Below are 19,280 nucleotides of genomic sequence, written 5' to 3' on the forward strand. Positions count from 1 at the left end.
CTAACATCAAACAAAATGTGACATTGATCATTTCTAGTATTTAATTTGAATTGAAAAAGAAATTAAAGGTGATCTTAATCACAATGAATTTTGATTTTATATTTGTCAGAAGATCGAATTGATCACTAATATTTTTATTGACAGATTTGAAAGTCATTTTTTGTTATTAAGTTACATATCAATTAATTGATCATCATCACTTAAAAAATGCTTTTCATCCGAAGAAACGCGGGGGTTGATCACGAAAAACCCGTCGTCAGTTCCAATTGGAAAATGTGTGGTAAATTGATTGGGTACTAAGCAATCAAACAAGCGGTTTTGGCGAACCGTTTACGACAACATATTCATCAGAACATCGAACGGGGAATTGTTATGATATCACCAGATGCCAAGATCAAGATACAAAATTTTGGTCGTTTTCTGTCAAACATGGTAATGCCTAACATCGGCGCGTTTATCGCGTGGGGCTTTATCACTGCTCTATTTATCCCAACCGGATGGCTACCAAATGAGACGTTAGCTTCCATGGTTGGTCCTATGATCACTTACTTGCTGCCACTACTGATCGGTTACACCGGTGGTAAATTAGTGGGCGGCGATCGCGGCGCGGTCGTGGGTGCAATCACAACTATGGGCGTGATTGTCGGTACCGACATCCCAATGTTTATGGGTGCAATGATGGTCGGCCCAATGGGCGGCTGGGCTATCAAAAAATTCGATAACTACATCGACGGTAAAGTAAAAAGTGGCTTCGAGATGTTGGTGAACAACTTCTCTGCGGGCATCATTGGTATGCTGTGCGCCATTTTGGCTTTCTTCCTTATCGGTCCATTTGTCAAAGTGCTTTCAGGCGCATTGGCAGCAGGCGTAAACTTCCTTGTTTCAGCGCACCTTCTGCCACTGACTTCTATTTTTGTTGAGCCAGCGAAGATCCTGTTCCTAAACAACGCGATCAACCACGGCATCTTCTCTCCACTGGGTATTCAGCAAGCTTCTGAAACTGGTCAATCGATCTTCTTCTTGATCGAGGCGAACCCAGGTCCTGGCTTAGGTATCTTGCTGGCTTACATGGTGTTTGGTAAAGGTACGGCTCGTCAAACTGCAGGTGGTGCATCAATCATCCACTTCTTCGGCGGTATCCACGAGATTTACTTCCCATACATCCTAATGAACCCTCGCCTAATCCTTGCGGCTATCGCAGGCGGTATGACTGGCGTATTCGTTCTAACTATGTTTAACGCAGGTATCGTTTCTCCAGCATCACCAGGTTCAATCTTTGCAATCTTGTTGATGACTCAGAAAGGTTCAATCGTTGGTGTTCTAGCGTCTATCGCAGCGGCAACAGGCGTGTCATTCGCCGTAGCAGCACTGCTAATGAAGACACAAACGTCAACAGAAGAAGACGGTGATGAAGCAGCACTAGAGAAAGCAACATCACAAATGAAAGACATGAAATCTGCATCTAAAAACGATGCGGTGGTAAACAGCCAAAGCAAAGGTGACGTAGACCTAGCGACAGTACAAAGCATCATTGTCGCTTGTGATGCGGGCATGGGCTCGAGTGCAATGGGCGCGAGCATGCTACGCAAAAAGGTTCAAGACGCAGGTCTGAACATCCACGTAACTAACCTTGCCATTAACAGCTTACCAGAGAGTGCAGATATCGTGATTACTCATAAAGACTTAACGGGTCGTGCACGTAAGCATGCTCCAAACGCACACCACATTTCATTGACGAACTTCCTAGACAGCGAAATGTACAACCAGCTAGTCACCAAACTACTAGCAGCACAAAACCAATCCGCAGCCAATGACGACCAGATGGTAAAAGTGTCAGTCATGGCGGCGAACGACGACAGCTTTGAGCCACAACAACCATCGGTATTCCAAATCCAGCGTGAGAACATTCACCTAGGTTTGAAAGCAGCCAACAAAGAAGAAGCCATTCGCTTTGCAGGCAACAAATTGGTTGAACTTGGCTACGCAGAACCAGAATACGTAGACGCGATGTTTGAGCGTGAAGCGTTGGTTCCAACTTACCTAGGCGAATCTATCGCAGTACCTCACGGTACGGTAGAAGCGAAAGATCGCGTGAAGAAAACCGGCATTGTAATCTGCCAATACCCATCGGGTATCCAATTTACTGAAGATGACGACGATGTCGCGAAACTGGTTATCGGCATTGCCGCTAAGAACGATGAGCACATCCAGGTGATCACAACCATTACGAACGCGCTCGATGAGCCGGAAGCAATTGAGAAGCTAACCAGCACCAACGATGTAGAAGAAATTCTAAACATCCTTGGCGGCCAGCAAGCGGCTTAATCACTCCTTTAATTTGCTCCTGAGGCAAACGAGGTCAGCTGTCACCCCCTATGCGGTTGGCCTCACCCTAGTTTCGTAAGTCAACATTTTCAGATATTGGTAGGTAAGAATTATGAAAAACGCAGTTCATTTTGGTGCAGGTAACATCGGTCGTGGTTTCATCGGTAAACTCTTAGCAGACGCAGAAGTCGAGGTCACTTTCGCTGACGTTGATGTACCGCTAGTAGACCAGCTCAGCCACAAACAAGAATACAAAGTAAAAGTGGTCGGTACTGAGTGTCAAATCGACACCGTTACCCATGTCACAGCGGTAAACTCAGCCAGTGAAGACGTGATTGATCGCATCGTCAAAACCGATTTAGTTACCACAGCGGTCGGTCCAAACGTATTAGATATCATCGCGAAAACCATCGCGAAAGGCATCGCCAAACGTTTTGAAGCTGGCAATGACGCGCCACTTAACATCATCGCCTGTGAAAATATGGTGCGTGGTACCACACACCTAAAAGGTGAGGTGTACAAACACTTGGATGAATCACTGCACACAAAGGCAGACGAGTTGGTTGGCTTTGTTGATTCAGCGGTAGACCGCATCGTGCCACCAGCAGAAGCCGCCAACGATGATCCACTAGAAGTCACGGTAGAAAGCTTTAGTGAATGGATTGTGGATGAGCAACAGTTTAAGGGCGATATCCCTGACATAGCTGGCATGGAAAGAACCAACAACCTAATGGCCTTTGTCGAACGTAAGCTGTTCACCCTAAACACAGGTCACTGCATTACCGCTTATTTAGGTTGTTTGAAAGGGCACCGTACCATTCGTGAAGCAATTGAAGACCCAAGCATTCATGCCGAAGTAAAACAAGCAATGCACGAAAGTGGTGAAGTGCTGATCAAACGTTACGGCTTCGACCGCGACATGCACAATGCCTACATCGAAAAGATTTTAGGTCGCTTCGCCAACCCATATTTAGTGGATGAAGTGGATCGCGTTGGACGACAACCAATTCGTAAATTGGGTGCAAATGATAGATTAGTGAAGCCATTACTCGGTACAATCGAGTATGGCACTGAAAATCAAACACTTTTGAAAGGGATCGCGGCGGCGTTGAAATACACCAACGACACCGATCCGCAAGCGGTTGAGCTACAGACCTCATTAAAAGAGGTTGGCGTAACAAAAACGCTAGCGAAATACACCGGTCTGGCTGAAGACAGTGTTGAAGTGGCTCAAATAGAAGCGATTTACCACCAGCTTTAATCGAATCAAGGGGAGCTCTGCTCCCCATAAATATAATTTTAAACAGTTACTCAGTATATGGCAGATAACATCAACGAAACCGAGATCATTGAACGATTAAACAGCGCGCCATCGGTACGAGGCTTTTTTATTGCAGCAGTCGATGTGTTCAACGATTCCATCGACGGGCTAATACAAAGGATCTTTCGTAAAGATAACTTCGCCGTGCAATCGGTTGTTGGTCCCCTACTGCAAGACTCCGGACCGCTGGGCGATCTCTCTGTTCGTTTGAAACTCCTATTTGGCTTAGGCGTACTCCCAGACGATATTTATCATGATATTGAAGACATCATTAAGCTTAAAAACCGACTCAATAGCGATGCATCCGACTACGAGTTCACTGATCCAAATATTCTAGAGCCAATCAAAAAGCTGCATCTGGTAAAGAAAATGGGCATGGTGCAATTAGAAGTCAACGAACCTGATGACGACATCGACCTTGAGTTTTATCAACTCCAACTTCAACGCCAGCAACAAATAATAAAATCAGGTCTCTCGCTCGCCATTGTCGAAATTTGCAATGAACTGGGCAAGGACAGCCCTTTTTAACCCAATCTCCGGCAAGGAACGCCTTCTCTACTAGCCTCTTTTCTTTGCGTATCCTTTCTGTATGACGTGCGTGAAAGCCATCACAGTCCATATTCGTATGTCTCTGTAATATCAGACCAATCTATCGCTGGTATTGAAACGGTATGGCATGCTTTCAATCGAAGACACTAAAATCAAATGGGCGTTTTTCCAGAAACACCATTGGGTATCTCCAGAATTTTCCCGCACTCCCGTACTTGAGTCGTGGGAGCGTTGCATAAAGCAATGCAGCCCTTATACCTGGTCAAAACCACATATTGCCTCTGGCTTTACCTTCTCATCTCTGATGAAACGCAACGAGCACCTCATCGAATGCGCCACGACCGTACTTGAAGACACTTACGACATGCTAGGAGACGAAGACCTGCTATTGATGGTGACTGACGGCAACGGCTGCGTTCTATCTGTTGTGGGACATGACTCAATGCAACAAGAGATGCAGGCGCTCGGTATTAAACAAGGCTGTTTTCTGTCTGAAGGGAAAATTGGCACAAATGCGGTCAATCTCTGTATTAGTACTCATATCCCGTGTGAAGTTTTCGCAGCAGAACATTTTAATCGCCACTTACACCCTTATGTCTCTGTAGCAGCGCCTGTTTTCGACCAGTTTGGCAAGTTACGCGGCACAACATGCCTTCTCAAAAAAGCAGAGAGCTACAAGAAAGAAAACTTAGTCATCATCGCGTCGAGCGCGAAAGAAGTCAGTTTGCAAATCCATATTCAGTCGGAACAAGAAAACATTAACCGCCTCACTTGTGCGCACAACGCAACGTTAGAATGCATGGATGACGGCCTTCTGGCCTGGGATGAAGAAAGCCGTATCACCATGGTAAATCACCAATCAGAGCGCTTGTTAAACATTGAAGCCAGTCAGGTCTTGGATAAAGAAGTCTTTTCGGTTTTACGTTTCCCGCCAAATGTCCTCAATAGTATTGAGTCGGGTGCAAGCATCAACCGCAAACTCACAACGGTAGAGGTTCGTGGCGAGTTTGTTGAAGCGATCATTACCTTGCGTCCACTCAACGACGGCACACACTTATTGTTTTTGCACCCTATCGATAAAATTCGCGAACTTGCTCAACAACAAATAGGTGGCAGTGCGCGCTATACGTTCAGTACTTTGCCTGTTATTTCACGAAAAATGAAGCATGTCATTACCGTGGCAAAGCGGGCCATAAAGTCCAAATCACCGATTCTAATTACGGGTGAAGAAGGCGTAGGAAAAGCTACTCTCGCCATGGCGATTCATAATGAAAGCGCCTACAAAGAAGGGCCGTTCATTACACTCAACTGCCGCTCCATCAATACAGAGCAACTGGTCAAAGAAACCCTGGGATACGACGAGGGACAAGGCATGCCCTCTAAGTTTGAACTCGCCCATGGCGGCACGCTCTTTTTGGAAAAGTTGGAATATCTGTCACCCGATTTACAAGCCGTGCTACTTAAGTTGTTAAAAACTGGGCTCGTCAGCCGCAGCGACAGTTTGCGATTGATCCCCGTAGATTTTCAACTTATTACCAGCACCGCTTCAGAGATCAGCGAGTATGTCACTCAGCGCTCATTTGGTCGGCAACTTTATTATGAAATCTCCTCGAACGAGCTGCATATTCCGCCACTAAGAAAGCGCAAAGAAGACATTGAATTTCTCGTCCAGCAGCTTATCAGCCATTATGAACGCCGCCACAATGTGACTATCTCGATAGAGCCAGTCGCACTGGAAGCGTTGATGAATTTTCGTTGGTCAGGCAATAACTCCGAATTAAGAAACCGAACTGAGCGAATTTTGCTTAACCGCAGTTCCAACTTAATCAAGCTGAACGATATTCCAGAAGACATTAAACTGAATTCTCGCCATACCGCAGAGAATACGCCGGTAATCACGCTAGAAGAAGCCGAGAGAAGAGCTATCGTTCAGGCTTGGAATCAGTGTGATGGCAAAATGCATGATATGGCGAAAGCATTGCAAATTGGCCGCACGACCTTATGGAGAAAAATTAATAAGTTTGGGCTGCAGGAGCAAATGAAGCTGTATTAAGCCAAGAAGTGGCGTTCCTATAACAAAAGTAAAACCGGCGTAAGCACGCCGGTACACATGTACTAACGATAAGGTATCGATTAAACATCAACAGACAACTGACGAATCTGCGCTTTTAGTCCCGGTAGCATACTAGAACTGGCGCTGAATTTTCGTAACCCCACGCGAAGCAATGTTTCTGTAGCATTTGGATCGCCTGCCATCTCACCGCACATACTGACCGGTATGCCCGCGCGATCGCCTGCTGCACACGTGAGTTCAATAGCTTTTAGTACCGATGGTTCAAAGTAGTTCACTAATTCGGCAACGGCGGCGTTGCCTCGATCGGCTGCCATAACATATTGAGTCAAATCATTGGTGCCAATAGAGAAAAAGTCGACTTCTTGGGCTAACGCATCTGCATTTAATACCGCGGCTGGTACCTCAATCATAATACCAACAGGCAAATGAGTCGCATCCAAGCCGAGTTGGGTTGCTTGATGTGCCAACAGCGCTTTTACTTTTCTCACTTCTTCAACCTGAGCCACCATCGGTATCATCAATTGAATATTCGGTTGCTCGTGAAAGGCTCTCAGAATGGCTCGAAGTTGGGCGGTAAACAATGACTCATGTTGAAGGCACAACCGCACCCCTCTCAGACCTAAAAATGGATTATCTTCCGCTGGCATAGGATAAGCGGCTAAAGGCTTATCACCGCCAACATCTAGACTACGAATCGTAAGTGGCTTATCACCAAGTGCGGCAGCAATATCACGATACACTTGATATTGCGCTTCCTCAGTCGGCAACTCATCACTGTTTTGAAATAAAAACTCAGTCCGGAATAGACCAACGCCCTCAGCTCCTGATGTTAGTGCATCATCAATATCTTTCGGTCCACCAATATTGGCGAATACTGGAATATGGACACCATCACAGGTGACTGCGGCTTGCTGAGCACTCGCTAGCGCACTTTGTCGGGTGCTTTGCCACTCAATTTGTTGCGCTTCTAATTCCTGTTGTATGGCATCTGAAGGAGAGAACCATAAATGCCCTCGGAAGCCATCAATAGTCACCACTTGACCAGCACGCACAGCATCAAGGCAACCCTGAGCTTTAACGATGGCAGGAATCCCCATCGCACGAGCAAGAATCGCACTGTGAGAGGTTTTCCCTCCCTCACTCAAACAGATACCAAGCACTTTCGATTTATCAAGCCCGGCCACATCAGAAGGCATCAGGTCGCGGGCCAACAAAACACTCGGTTCCTGAATGTCGATGGCATTAGGCGTTACACCTGTCATTTCAACCATAACCTGGCGTGCGATATCATGCACATCAGCTTCGCGTTCCCGCATGTACTGGCTTTCAGCCTGGCGAAACTCGTCGGCTAACGTTTGCAGTGATTCTATCCAAGCTTGCTCGGCTATCATGCCCGTTTGAATTCGCGACTCGACCGATGCCCATAATTCTGGGTCACTGAGCATCATGCTATGAGCAGAAAATATTTCCCCTTTCGGCTGCTTCGCTTGCTCCTGCAAATGTTGAACAACCACGCCTATCGCATGCTTAACCCGTTCAATTTCATCTTGTTCACTTTGGAAATCACGTTCAGGCACAGCTGGCATTTCATGAGTAAAAAGGACAACTGGAGCAGTAGCGATACCGTCATTGACTCGAATACCAACAACAGCACCTTCAATCTGATTTGGGACCATGTCATCGAGCAAAGTATCCGTGCTCTCTTCAGATTCGATAATGCCTTGCTCAACCGCCTCTTTTTCTCCGAAGTGCTCATGAGCTAAGGCTTCAAATGCCTGAATTGCTTCACTAGATTGAGGTCCGAGTGCGCACAGCGTGATCGTCTCTTGGCTACGAACGCCAAGTTTCGCAATGCTGTTTAAGCTTTTCGCGTTCACACGGCGCTCGCCTTTTTTCAACCATAATTGGCAGTCAAAAGGCGCGAGTGCACCAACAATGGCCGCAGCGGGACGAGCATGTAATCCATGCGGATTTTGCACTACCCAATCAAATGCCCGCTCTTGCTCAAAGTTCTCTGATACTGGCGTTATCTCAGCGGATGTTAGTGGCTGATCACCAAGGTGCTCTCGTTTTACGCTTAACGCATTCTGTGCCTCTTCGACTACCGTCGATAAAGGTAGTCCAGCGGCAGCAGCCACCGACGCCGCCATGGTCCCTTCAACAATGGGGGCCGAGATAAGGGTGACATTTTCCCTCACGTGATCATCAATCAGATCCAGAGCCATTTCCGTGCTAAGCAGGGCGCTGCCAAGATCCATCAACACAACAACCCCTTGTTGATCTTGTACCTGCTCAATCGCTTCCATCACGGCAATGGCATCGGTTCCGATCGGGTTCTCTGGATCATCAATCCCCGCAGCAATCGCAAGCTTGGCTTTGCCTTGCGTCATTTGGGTGGCAAGTTCGGCCACCCCTTCGGCAAGGCGACGACTATGAGATACAACTACAATTCCCACCATCTTAATTACCTGCTATTGCCTGCTGTAGCGCTTTAATCATTAACAAAGAAGAGGTTGCGCCGGGGTCTTGGTGACCAATACTGCGCTCACCTAAATAGCTTGCTCGCCCTTTTTTCGCCAACATTTCAATCGTGGCAACCGCGTTCGTTTCTGCTAGCTCAACCATTTCATTCAATAAATGGTCAGCGCTCATGCCATTTTCTAACGACGCCTTCACGCTAACTAAAACGGGTAACCAAACATCACACATGGTTTTATCACCCAGTTCCGCTTTACCACGAGACACCACACCATCCACACCGCTTTTTAGTGCATCCACTAACTCTTCAAACGTTAATTGCTCTCGAGTTCCGACAGCGGCAGCCGTGCGAATAAACAGCGTGCCATAAAGCGGGCCACTTGCCCCACCGACACTAGAAAGCAAGGTCATGCCCGTATTCTTGAGAATGCTGCCGATATTTTGGTCCGCAAATTGCGGCAGTTTTTCCGCGACTTTTTTAAAGCCTCGGTTCATATTGAGACCATGGTCGGCGTCACCAATATCACGATCAAGGTCGGTCAGAAAATCTTGATTCTCTTGATACGTTTTTGCACATAGCTCTAACCAGTGAACGATATGTTGTTTTTCAATTTGCATGTTTGCTCCCCCCTGTTACCACTTGATCGCGGCCGTATCGACAGGAGCATCAAACAGCTCCAACATCTCTTTATCTGCTCTCAGCAACGTAATTGAAACGCCTTCCATATCGAGTGACGTACAGAAGTTACCGACCATATTACGTACGATACGGAACCCTGATTGCTCGCAGTTATGGGCAAGACGGCGGTACACTCCGTAAAGCTCAGAAATTGGCGTTCCGCCCATACCATTTACCATCACAATGTAGTCGTGTTCAGCGGCGAAAGGCTCAATGCTGGATTCCACTTCATCCCATTCACCTTCGTCACGATTCCAAATACGCAATGTGCGCTGATAAGGCGTGTTTTCAGCAACTTCAGCAAACATCTCATCCACTAACGTATCGGCGTCGGTGTATTTCACTCGCTTGATACCTGGTTCACCATGGATACCAACACCAAACTCCACTTCATCATCTTCCAGAACAAAAGATGGTTTACCCGCCGCTGGCACAACACAAGCATTAAGCGCCACGCCAAATGAACGACAGTGATTATTAACGCGACGAGCCAGAGCTTCACATTGCTCCAACGAATAACCTTTGTTCGCGGCAGCCCCAACTAACTTCTCAACCAATACCGTTCCAGCGACGCCACGGCGACCAGCGGTATACAGGCTGTCTTTGACTGCAACATCGTCATCCACCAACACCGATCCAACTTTGATGCCATCGGTATGAAGGAGTTCCACGGCCGTTTCAAAGTTCAACACGTCGCCGGTGTAGTTTTTAATGATAAATAGCACGCCTTCACCAGTATTCACTTGGTTACCACATTCGTACATTTGATCAGGCGTAGGTGAAGTAAATACCTCTCCTGGGCAGGCGCCTGTCAGCATGCCTTTACCAATAAAACCTGCGTGCAAAGGTTCATGACCACAGCCACCACCAGAAACCAATGCCACTTGCCCCGGCGTTTCCTCGTGCCACATGTAACGAGGCTCGTAGTTGGCTTTTAGCTCAGGGCGGGACAGTGCCAGGCCTTCCATTTGCTGCAATACAACATCATCGACTTGGTTAATTAACTTTTTCATCGTTCTATCTCATTCCATTTATATTTTTATGTAGGGCATGAATTCATCTTAAACAGAGAAAAAACGTGCTCAACAAAAATCAATCCGTTTCATATTGAAACAACAACTTCGGTATTTTTGTTTCAATATGAAACGAAAAACGACGAATTCGCTTGAATAGTGATCGTCGCCATAAAGCATGGTGATGCTTATTACTTCTGACAGTCGGTTTGACACAGAGGTCATAAAAGCATGGAACAAAACCAGAGATATCCTTCACCACTTACCACACCAAACCTAATATAAACCTTATCCCTACAATGGATATTCATTGCAGTCCAAAACACACATAAAAAAGGTTAAAGGTTTGAATTATGGACAAAATTATTATCAGCCCAAGCAAATACGTCCAAGGTGAACAAGTACTTACATCTATCGCTCACTATGTGAAAACATTGGGTGAACGTCCGTTAGTAATTGCCGATGAGTTCGTGACTAACCTGGTTGGTGATGACGTCAAACAAAGTTTTGCTGACGAAAAGCTTCCACTCACTATGAACATTTTTGGTGGCGAATGTTCGCGCGTTGAGATTGAACGCATCACGGACATTTGTGCCACTCAGAAACACGATGTCATTGTCGGTATTGGTGGTGGTAAAACGTTAGATACAGCAAAGGCTGTTGCGTTTTACACCAAAATTCCTGTCGTGGTGGTTCCTACGATTGCCTCGACTGATGCGCCAACCTCAGCGCTTGCGGTGATATACACACCTGAAGGTGAATTTGCAGAATATTTGATGATCCCTAAAAACCCAGACATGGTCATCATGGATACGTCAGTCATCGCCAAAGCCCCTGTTCGCTTACTTGTATCTGGGATGGGCGACGCGCTTTCCACCTACTTTGAAGCTCGTGCCAACATGACCTCTGGTAAGGCAACAATGGCAGGTGGTTTAGCGACGCGTTCAGCGCAAGCGCTTGCGAAACTTTGCTATGAAACCTTGCTTGAAGATGGTGTAAAAGCAAAAGCTGCAGTAGAAAATGGTGTGAGCACCAAAGCGGTAGAAAACATTATTGAAGCCAATACATACCTTAGCGGTATCGGTTTTGAAAGCAGTGGTCTAGCGGGTGCTCACGCTATTCATAACGGCCTAACTAAGCTTGAAGAGTGTCATCATCTCTATCATGGTGAGAAAGTCGCGTTCGGCACACTTGTTCAACTGGTGCTAGAAAACGCAGCGATGGAAGAGATTAATACGGTTCTCGCCTTCTGCCGATCGGTAGGTCTACCAACCAACTTATTTGATATGGGCGTTAAAGAGCTTAATCACGATAAGTTGCGCGAGGTCGCCGAAGCCTCAACGGCCGAGGGAGAAACCATCCACAATATGCCATTCCCAGTGACGGCAGAAAATGTCTACTCTGCAATTCTAACCGCTCATCAACTGGGTCAATAACCCGAATAACTTCAAACGAGTTTAAGTCTCCAAAGGCAAGCCAAGGCTTGCCTTTTATGCTTCAACTGACTTATCACTTCCATTGACACCTGCCGATGGCAACATCATAACAAACCGCGTCTTGTCTTTATCTGATGTTACTTTTATCTGTCCTTCATACGCTTGCACGATAGATTGGGTAATCGATAAACCTAGCCCTGCACCGACGCTACCTACATGTTGGCGAGACTTATCTGCGCGATAAAAACGGTCGAAAAGGTACGGTAAGTTTTGCTCGGCAATGGTATCACCTTGGTTGCTGACCGATATCGTCACCTGTTCATCAACCTCTTGAACGTCAATCACAATGGTTGAATCAGCATACGCATGACGAATCGCGTTGGAGAGCAAATTACCCACCGCACGCTCAAACATGTTTTTGTCCATATAGAGCTGACCGTCGCCTGAGTTCACGATTTGCACATCGGCATCTTCGGCCAATATTTCAAAATACGCGACCAAGCGGTCGATTTCCTCCCGCACCGCAAACACTTCGTCATGGCGATGAATGAGCTTGTTTTCAGCCTTGGCAATGTAGAGCAAATCGTTGATGGTTTTCGTGATGCGGTTGAGTTCTTCCAACGTTGAGGCAATCGCATCCTGATACTCTTCAGGCGTTCGACACGCACCTAAAATGACCTGATTTTGCGTGGTAATGTTGGTGAGTGGCGTTTTTAACTCATGTGCTATATCAGAAGAAAACTCGCTCAAGCGGCGAAAACCAGTTTGCAACCTATCGAGCATCGCGTTGTGTTTGTTGGATAACTCGCGCAGTTCTATTGGCAACGAATCGGGGTCGAGACGAATGCCCATTTGCTCTGGGGATATCTGTTGAATGTGCTGATTCAATCCCACAATCGGCTTCAACCCACGTTTTACCATCCAACCGCTCAACGCTGAAGAAATCACAAACGCCAAACCGAGCGCCCAAAACAAAATCCAGTCGAGTTTATCCAAAAACAAAATATGGTGGTTGATACTCATGCCGAGCACCACCTGATACTCCCCAGCTTGAAACGCAAACGCGCGAATATTCAGCGAGTCCTCACTCCATTCGATGGCGCGCTCGTGATTTAAAACCTGAGGTGAACTAATGCTGTAGGCTCGGCTCTGAGGAATCGTCAGGCTCGAGTTCTGATACACGTTCTGCTTACCTTCAAACACCCACATATAGAGCGTGCTGTTATTCGCTTGCTTGAACACGTCCTCTGGCGAGCGTTTTAACGCTTTCTCAATGGCATTGAACTTACTGGAAATATAGCTGAAATCTTGCGAATAAAAGTGGCTCTCAATGGCGTACTGTAGGATGAAAGCCAAAGAAAAATAGGTCACGAACGTCATGCTAACAAACATCAGCACGAGTTTATTTTTCATGGAAAAAGGGAGCGAAAACTTAGGCATCACAACTCTCTTCGAGTTTGTAGCCCATCCCTCTGACAGTGTGAATCAGTGGTTTATCGAACGGTTTGTCCACTTTGCTACGCAGACGTTTGACCGCCACATCAATCACATTGGTATCGCTGTCGAAGTTCATATCCCACACTAACGACGCAATGGTGGTACGTGAAAGCACTTGGCCAGTTTTGCGCATCAACAACTCAAGTAGGGCATATTCTTTGGCGGTAAGCGACATCGACAGCCCCGCGCGCGTGGCAACGCGTTTGATCATATCAAGTTCTAAATCTGCCACACGTAATGTTTGCGGCGATGCGACCACTTGCGCGGCAATATGATGACGAAATACGTTTTGAACACGCGCCAGTAGCTCCGCAAACGCGTAAGGTTTCACCACATAGTCATTGGCACCCAGCTCAAAACCGCGCACGCGATCTTCCACTTGATCCTTCGCTGTCAGCATGATCACTGGGGTGTGAATCCCACTACTGCGCAATGTATTAAGCACCTGCCAACCATCGAGTTTAGGCAACATAATGTCGAGGAGGATTAAGTCATATTCTTCACTGGTAGCGTGATAAAGCCCATCGACCCCATCATGCACCAAATCCACCACATACCCAGATTCAATCAAACCTTTTTGCAGATATTCTCCGGCTTTGTGCTCATCTTCGACGATCAATATTTTCAAGTTCACTTACCTAGTGTGTTAGCGGGAGGATGAAATCCCAGTATAAAGATCGAAAAAGAGTATGATGTGAACCACACCATACTCTTCCCGATTGGCAAACCATTATCGATTGTTATCGCGTTCGGCATAATGCACTTTGACATTCACTTTGCCCAAATATTCCAACTGACCATCTTCATTCATGCGTTCTTGCACGGTCACGAAGCCACCATCTTTTAAATGCGTACTGCGAGACTTCACATTAAACGTCAGGATATTGAGCTCTTTATTCAGTTTACGAGCCGACATGGTTTTAAGTGAATTGAGTTCAGACAGTGCCTGTTGATAAGCCTCATCTGACGTTGCCATCGGCGTAACTGAGATGGTTTTCATCTCTTCGCGGCTCACGTAGTTGCCACCAGTGAAAAGTGGTTGAGCGAATGCAGATGCGCTAGTCATTGCCATTACCGTTACAAAAAGAGCAGTTTTGATTGCGTTCATGTTGTTAACCTTTGAGTGCTTGTTTTCAATGAGGTCATTATTGAACACCGCCTCTGACACCACCCTTTCAACAAAATGACATTTTTGTCATGAAAGTAACCTACTGGCGAAGGCTCTTGAGCGTTCCATTACGCTTAGAATAAGACAAAAAAAAGCGGCACATACTCTCGCATGTGCCGCTTGGGATTTTTGCTGTTAAGCGTAATTACTCAACCGTTACCGCTTTCGCTAGGTTACGTGGTTGGTCTACGTCCGTACCTTTGATCAGTGCTACGTAGTATGACAGCAACTGCATTGGGATGGTGTAGTAGATCGCCGCCGTGATTTCACTAACGTGAGGCATCGTGATGATCTTCATTGTTTCATCGCCTTCGAAGCCTGCGTCTGCATCTGCGAATACGTATAGAAGGCCGCCACGTGCACGTACTTCTTCAACGTTTGATTTTAGCTTTTCAAGTAGGTCGTTACTTGGTGCAACCACAACAACAGGCATGTCAGCATCAATCAGCGCTAGAGGACCATGTTTCAGTTCACCCGCCGCGTAAGCTTCTGCGTGGATGTAAGAGATCTCTTTCAATTTTAGAGACGCTTCCATCGCGATTGGATAGAATTCACCACGACCTAGGAACAGTGTGTGGTGCTTGTCTGCGAAATCCGTCGCTAGTGCTTCAATGTCTTTCTCGAAAGAAAGTGCCGCGTTGATTTGCTTAGGAAGTGCGTGTAGCGCTTCAACAATCTCTTTTTCTTTCTCTTTGCTAACGCGACCTTGCTCTTTACCTAACGCCGTAACCAGCATCAATAGTGCAGAAAGCTGAGTCGTGAACGCTTTGGTTGAAGCGACACCGATTTCAACACCAGCGCGAGTCATGAATGCAAAATCTGACTCACGAACCAAAGAAGAACCTGCTACGTTACAAATAGTCATCGCCGCCATGTAACCTTTTTCTTTCGCAAGACGAAGTGCTGCTAGCGTATCGGCGGTTTCACCAGACTGAGACAACGTGATCAATAGGCTGTTTGGACGAGTCACAAACTTGCGGTAACGGAACTCAGAGGCGATTTCTACGTCACAGCTCACGCCAGCAATGTCTTCAAACCAGTAACGCGCTGTCATACCTGCGTTGTAAGACGTACCACACGCAACGATTTGTACGTGTTCTACTTTGCTTAGAATGTCAGCCGCATGCACACCGATCGCATCAGTTACAACAGAGTCTGCCGTGATACGGCCTTCCATTGTGTTGATCAACGCTTTAGGTTGCTCATAGATTTCTTTTTGCATGAAGTGGCGGTATTGGCCTTTATCGCCAGCATCATGTTCTGCGTTGGATTCTACGATTTCACGCTCAACCAGCTCGCCCGTTGCGTCAAAGACAGTAACTTCACGGCGAGTGATTTCTGCCACATCACCTTCTTCTAGGTACATGAAACGGCGCGTTACATTCAGTAGCGCAAGTTGGTCAGAAGCCAGGAAGTTTTCACCCACACCAAAACCAATTACGATCGGGCTGCCTGAACGTGCAACTACGATGCGTGAAGGATCTTTGCGATCCAACGCTACCGTGCCGTAGGCGCCTTCAAGTTGTTTCGCTGTTTTTTGTACTGCTTCTAGTAGCGTTTCTGAAGTGCGAAGTTCCCACTCAACCATGTGTGCGATAACTTCTGTATCCGTTTGAGATTCAAACACGTAACCACGAGATTGAAGCAATTCACGAAGCTCTTCGTGGTTTTCGATAATACCGTTATGTACAACAGCAATATCGCCAGACATATGTGGGTGTGCATTAACTTCAGATGGTTCACCGTGCGTCGCCCAACGAGTGTGCGCAATACCCGTTCCGCCGATCACTTTTGCTTCTTCTACTGCATCAGCCAGTTCTTGCACTTTACCCAAGCGACGAACGCGCGTTAGGTTTGACTCGCCATCAACAACAGCAACGCCAGCTGAGTCGTAACCGCGATACTCTAAGCGGCGTAGACCTTCAACCAAAATTTCTGCAACATCTCGTTGTGCTACTGCACCTACGATTCCACACATGTGTTTATCTCCGTTTGTAGTTTTGTTCTTCCCTAGCCATGTTTCAGATAGAGGCAGCAAGCAAAGGCCTGTATTCAGAGGGAAGTGAAATATGAAACTGGTTACATTATTAGATTAGGCGCAAATGACTTTCACGCCATGTTGTTCAATCTGTATTTTGTGTTCTTGCTGAATATCAGCATCCGTCACTAGCACATCAATTTGATGCCAAGCGAGCTCTAAATTCGGGATCTTACGACCGATTTTTTCCGATTCGATCATGACGATCACTTCGCGCGACACTTCCGCCATTACCTTACTCAAACCAACCAATTCATTAAATGTTGTGGTGCCGCGTTCGAGATCGATGCCATCCGCACCGATAAATAGCTGGTCAAAGTCGTAAGCTCGTAACACAGATTCGGCTACTTTGCCTTGAAAAGATTCTGAGTGCGTATCCCAAGTCCCGCCAGTCATCAGCAGTGTTGGTTCGCTCTCTAATTCATTAAGGGCGTTAGCAACATGCAATGAGTTGGTCATGACAACTAAGCCACGTTTGTCATTCAACTGTTGAATCAACGCAGCCGTCGTACTGCCACTGTCGATCACGATGCGATTATGGTCTCGAATCAGTGATGCCGCTGCTTTTGCCAAGTTTAGCTTTCGAGTCGAAACATTAGCGCTCAATTCTTCGTGAATGACTTCTGTTGGGATAGCAATCGCACCGCCGTAGCGGCGTAGAAGTTGGCCATTTTTCTCTAAAGAAGCTAAATCCTTTCTAATCGTGACCTCTGAGGTTTCGAATTTCTGAGCGAGTTCGTCAACGCTGACTTCTCCTAGCTCAGAAACCAAGTTAGAAATGGCGTGTCTTCTTAGTTGAGTATTTCGTTTCGACATTTACGTTTTGAATTTAAGTTTCGATGTGAAACTTATTATAGTCAAACCGAAACTTTTAAGTCCATTTATTTCGATCCAAAAAATTAATATTTCTCGATAAAACCTTGTCCTAAGACAATTCTTAAACAGTGATATTGGATTCATTCAGTGGTAGAATTCGCCACCGAAAAGAAAAAAAATTACAGAATTGAAGGCTATTTTTTTGCAACTTTCTGCATATAAAGTGGGATTAGTCACAAAAAGGTAACCAAAATCGCCGATCTTTTAGTCATAAAATGACTAAACTTGGTGAAAGACTTTCAGAATCTGAAGTACTGATAATGAGGCGAAAAATCGGTGGGTGACAGGCACTAAATGTCATTAATAACGCCCTAACTTCAGAGTAAACAACCGACTTTCAAATTGTAACTATACTTACCGGAGAGTATCTTCCATGAAAAAGACCAAAATCGTATGTACGATTGGCCCTAAAACTGAATCTGTAGAGAAGCTAACTGAGCTAGTGAACGCAGGCATGAACGTAATGCGTCTTAACTTCTCTCACGGTGACTACGAAGAACACGGCACTCGTATCGCGAACTTCCGTAAAGTAATGGAAGCTACTGGCAAACCACTAGCAATTCTTCTAGATACTAAAGGTCCAGAAATCCGCACTATTAAGCTAGAAGGCGGTAACGACGTTGATCTAGTAGCTGGTCAAGAATTCACTTTCACAACTGACACTTCAGTTGTAGGTAACAAAGATAAAGTTGCAGTAACTTATGCAGGTTTCGCAGCAGACCTAAACGTAGGTAACACTATCCTAGTCGACGACGGTCTAATCGAGATGGAAGTTATCTCTAAGACTGAAACAGAAGTTAAATGTAAAGTACTTAACAACGGTGCACTAGGCGAGAACAAAGGTGTTAACCTTCCTGGCGTTTCTGTAAACCTACCTGCTCTATCTGAAAAAGATAAGAACGACCTTAAATTCGGTTGTGAGCAAGGCGTTGACTTCGTAGCTGCTTCTTTCATCCGTAAAGCTTCTGACGTTCAAGAAATCCGTGAAGTTCTAGCGGCAAACGGCGGCGAGAACATCCACATCATCTCTAAGATCGAAAACCAAGAAGGTGTTGATAACTTCGACGAGATCCTAGAGCTTTCTGACGGCATCATGGTTGCTCGTGGTGACCTAGGTGTTGAAATCCCAGCTGAAGAAGTAATCTTCGCTCAGAAAATGATGATCGAGAAGTGTAACCGTGCACGTAAGATGGTTATCACTGCAACTCAAATGCTTGATTCTATGATCAACAACCCACGTCCTACTCGTGCGGAAGCTGGCGACGTTGCTAACGCGGTAATGGACGGTACTGACGCAGTAATGCTTTCTGGTGAAACAGCGAAAGGTAAGTACCCTGTTGAAGCGGTAACTATCATGGCTCAAATCGCGAACCGTACTGATTCAGCGCTAAAAGCTGAGCTAGGTTCTCGTCTAGACAGCCCACGTCTACGCATCACTGAAGCAGTATGTAAAGGCGCAGTAGACACAGCCGAGAAACTGGCTGCTCCACTTATCGTTGTTGCAACTGAAGGTGGTAAATCTGCACGTTCAGTACGTAAGTACTTCCCAACTGCAAACATTCTAGCTCTAACAACTAACAAGAAAACTGCTGCACAGCTAGTTCTAACTAAAGGTGTTACTCCTGTAGTTGTTGATTCAATCGAAAGCACTGACGCATTCTACGTAGCAGGTAAAGAGCTTGCTCTAGAATCTGGTCTAGGTAACAAAGGCGATATCGTTGTTATGGTTTCTGGCGCTCTAGTTGCTTCAGGTACTACGAACACAGCTTCTGTACACGTACTATAAGACTGAACTTTTCATACTTCAGTTGATTGAGAAAGAGGGC

General features: G+C 46.1%; 14 protein-coding genes. 6 read left to right on the forward strand and 8 right to left on the reverse strand.

Translation table 11 applies throughout. From position 1 onward, the window contains the following. The first annotated feature begins 372 nt into the window (after nucleotides 1-372). From FR741_RS13545 to dhaR, 4 genes are all read left to right on the forward strand, one after another. Nucleotides 373-2,325, forward strand: a complete 1,953-nt coding sequence (locus FR741_RS13545) for a PTS mannitol transporter subunit IICBA (RefSeq protein ID WP_167426946.1) — start codon at nucleotides 373-375, stop codon at nucleotides 2,323-2,325. Between the two features lie 112 nt (nucleotides 2,326-2,437). Then, nucleotides 2,438-3,586, forward strand: coding sequence for a mannitol-1-phosphate 5-dehydrogenase (locus FR741_RS13550; RefSeq protein WP_167426947.1), 1,149 nt, complete (start codon nucleotides 2,438-2,440; stop codon nucleotides 3,584-3,586). Nucleotides 3,587-3,643: 57 nt separating this feature from the next. Then, on the forward strand, nucleotides 3,644-4,174 hold the full coding sequence (locus FR741_RS13555; protein WP_012841150.1) for an MltR family transcriptional regulator: 531 nt from the start codon (nucleotides 3,644-3,646) through the stop codon (nucleotides 4,172-4,174). Between the two features lie 148 nt (nucleotides 4,175-4,322). Beyond that, complete coding sequence (dhaR, locus tag FR741_RS13560; protein ID WP_167426948.1) at nucleotides 4,323-6,248, forward strand: dihydroxyacetone kinase operon transcriptional regulator DhaR; 1,926 nt, start codon at nucleotides 4,323-4,325, stop codon at nucleotides 6,246-6,248. A gap of 80 nt (nucleotides 6,249-6,328) precedes the next feature. Here the strand turns inward: dhaR and ptsP are convergent, their stop codons facing one another. The 3 genes from ptsP to dhaK are packed head-to-tail and all read right to left on the reverse strand — an operon-like array spanning nucleotide 6,329 to nucleotide 10,439. Continuing rightward, on the reverse strand, nucleotides 6,329-8,728 hold the full coding sequence (ptsP, locus tag FR741_RS13565; protein WP_167426949.1) for a phosphoenolpyruvate--protein phosphotransferase: 2,400 nt from the start codon (nucleotides 8,726-8,728) through the stop codon (nucleotides 6,329-6,331). 1 nt (nucleotide 8,729) lies between these two features. Further along, nucleotides 8,730-9,365 carry a dihydroxyacetone kinase subunit DhaL gene (gene dhaL, locus FR741_RS13570; RefSeq protein WP_005379705.1) on the reverse strand — a complete coding sequence of 212 codons (636 nt, stop codon included), beginning with the start codon at nucleotides 9,363-9,365 and terminating at the stop codon, nucleotides 8,730-8,732. Nucleotides 9,366-9,380: 15 nt separating this feature from the next. Continuing rightward, a complete protein-coding gene (dhaK, locus tag FR741_RS13575) occupies nucleotides 9,381-10,439 on the reverse strand; it encodes a dihydroxyacetone kinase subunit DhaK (protein WP_167426950.1) in 1,059 nt (352 codons plus the stop codon). A 353-nt stretch (nucleotides 10,440-10,792) separates the two neighbouring features. Here dhaK and FR741_RS13580 point away from each other — a divergent pair, with 353 nt between their 5' ends. After that, nucleotides 10,793-11,875 (forward strand): glycerol dehydrogenase, encoded by a 1,083-nt coding sequence (locus FR741_RS13580; RefSeq protein ID WP_006742744.1) that lies wholly within the window; start codon nucleotides 10,793-10,795, stop codon nucleotides 11,873-11,875. A 54-nt stretch (nucleotides 11,876-11,929) separates the two neighbouring features. Here FR741_RS13580 and FR741_RS13585 read toward each other — a convergent pair whose 3' ends face one another. The 5 genes from FR741_RS13585 to FR741_RS13605 all read right to left on the reverse strand — a co-directional run bounded on the left by FR741_RS13585 (nucleotide 11,930) and on the right by FR741_RS13605 (nucleotide 17,394). Then, nucleotides 11,930-13,315 (reverse strand): heavy metal sensor histidine kinase, encoded by a 1,386-nt coding sequence (locus FR741_RS13585; RefSeq protein ID WP_167426951.1) that lies wholly within the window; start codon nucleotides 13,313-13,315, stop codon nucleotides 11,930-11,932. Then, on the reverse strand, nucleotides 13,308-14,000 hold the full coding sequence (locus tag FR741_RS13590) for a heavy metal response regulator transcription factor (RefSeq protein ID WP_164666516.1): 693 nt from the start codon (nucleotides 13,998-14,000) through the stop codon (nucleotides 13,308-13,310). Before FR741_RS13590 ends, FR741_RS13585 begins: the two co-directional genes overlap by 8 nt. Nucleotides 14,001-14,102: 102 nt before the next feature. After that, complete coding sequence (locus FR741_RS13595; RefSeq protein WP_167426952.1) at nucleotides 14,103-14,480, reverse strand: DUF3316 domain-containing protein; 378 nt, start codon at nucleotides 14,478-14,480, stop codon at nucleotides 14,103-14,105. 205 nt (nucleotides 14,481-14,685) lie between these two features. Further along, the gene (gene glmS / locus FR741_RS13600) at nucleotides 14,686-16,518 is read right to left on the reverse strand and encodes a glutamine--fructose-6-phosphate transaminase (isomerizing) (protein WP_005392238.1); all 1,833 of its coding nucleotides are present in this window, start codon (nucleotides 16,516-16,518) and stop codon (nucleotides 14,686-14,688) included. 114 nt (nucleotides 16,519-16,632) lie between these two features. Further along, on the reverse strand, nucleotides 16,633-17,394 hold the full coding sequence (locus FR741_RS13605; protein WP_005392240.1) for a DeoR/GlpR family DNA-binding transcription regulator: 762 nt from the start codon (nucleotides 17,392-17,394) through the stop codon (nucleotides 16,633-16,635). A 433-nt stretch (nucleotides 17,395-17,827) separates the two neighbouring features. On the opposite strand from FR741_RS13605, the gene pykF reads away from it, so the two are divergent. After that, the gene (gene pykF, locus FR741_RS13610) at nucleotides 17,828-19,240 is read left to right on the forward strand and encodes a pyruvate kinase PykF (RefSeq protein ID WP_005392243.1); all 1,413 of its coding nucleotides are present in this window, start codon (nucleotides 17,828-17,830) and stop codon (nucleotides 19,238-19,240) included. Nucleotides 19,241-19,280 lie beyond the last annotated feature (40 nt).

Origin of the sequence: Vibrio diabolicus (assembly GCF_011801455.1) — a bacterium.
GTDB classification, from domain to species: domain Bacteria; phylum Pseudomonadota; class Gammaproteobacteria; order Enterobacterales; family Vibrionaceae; genus Vibrio; species Vibrio diabolicus.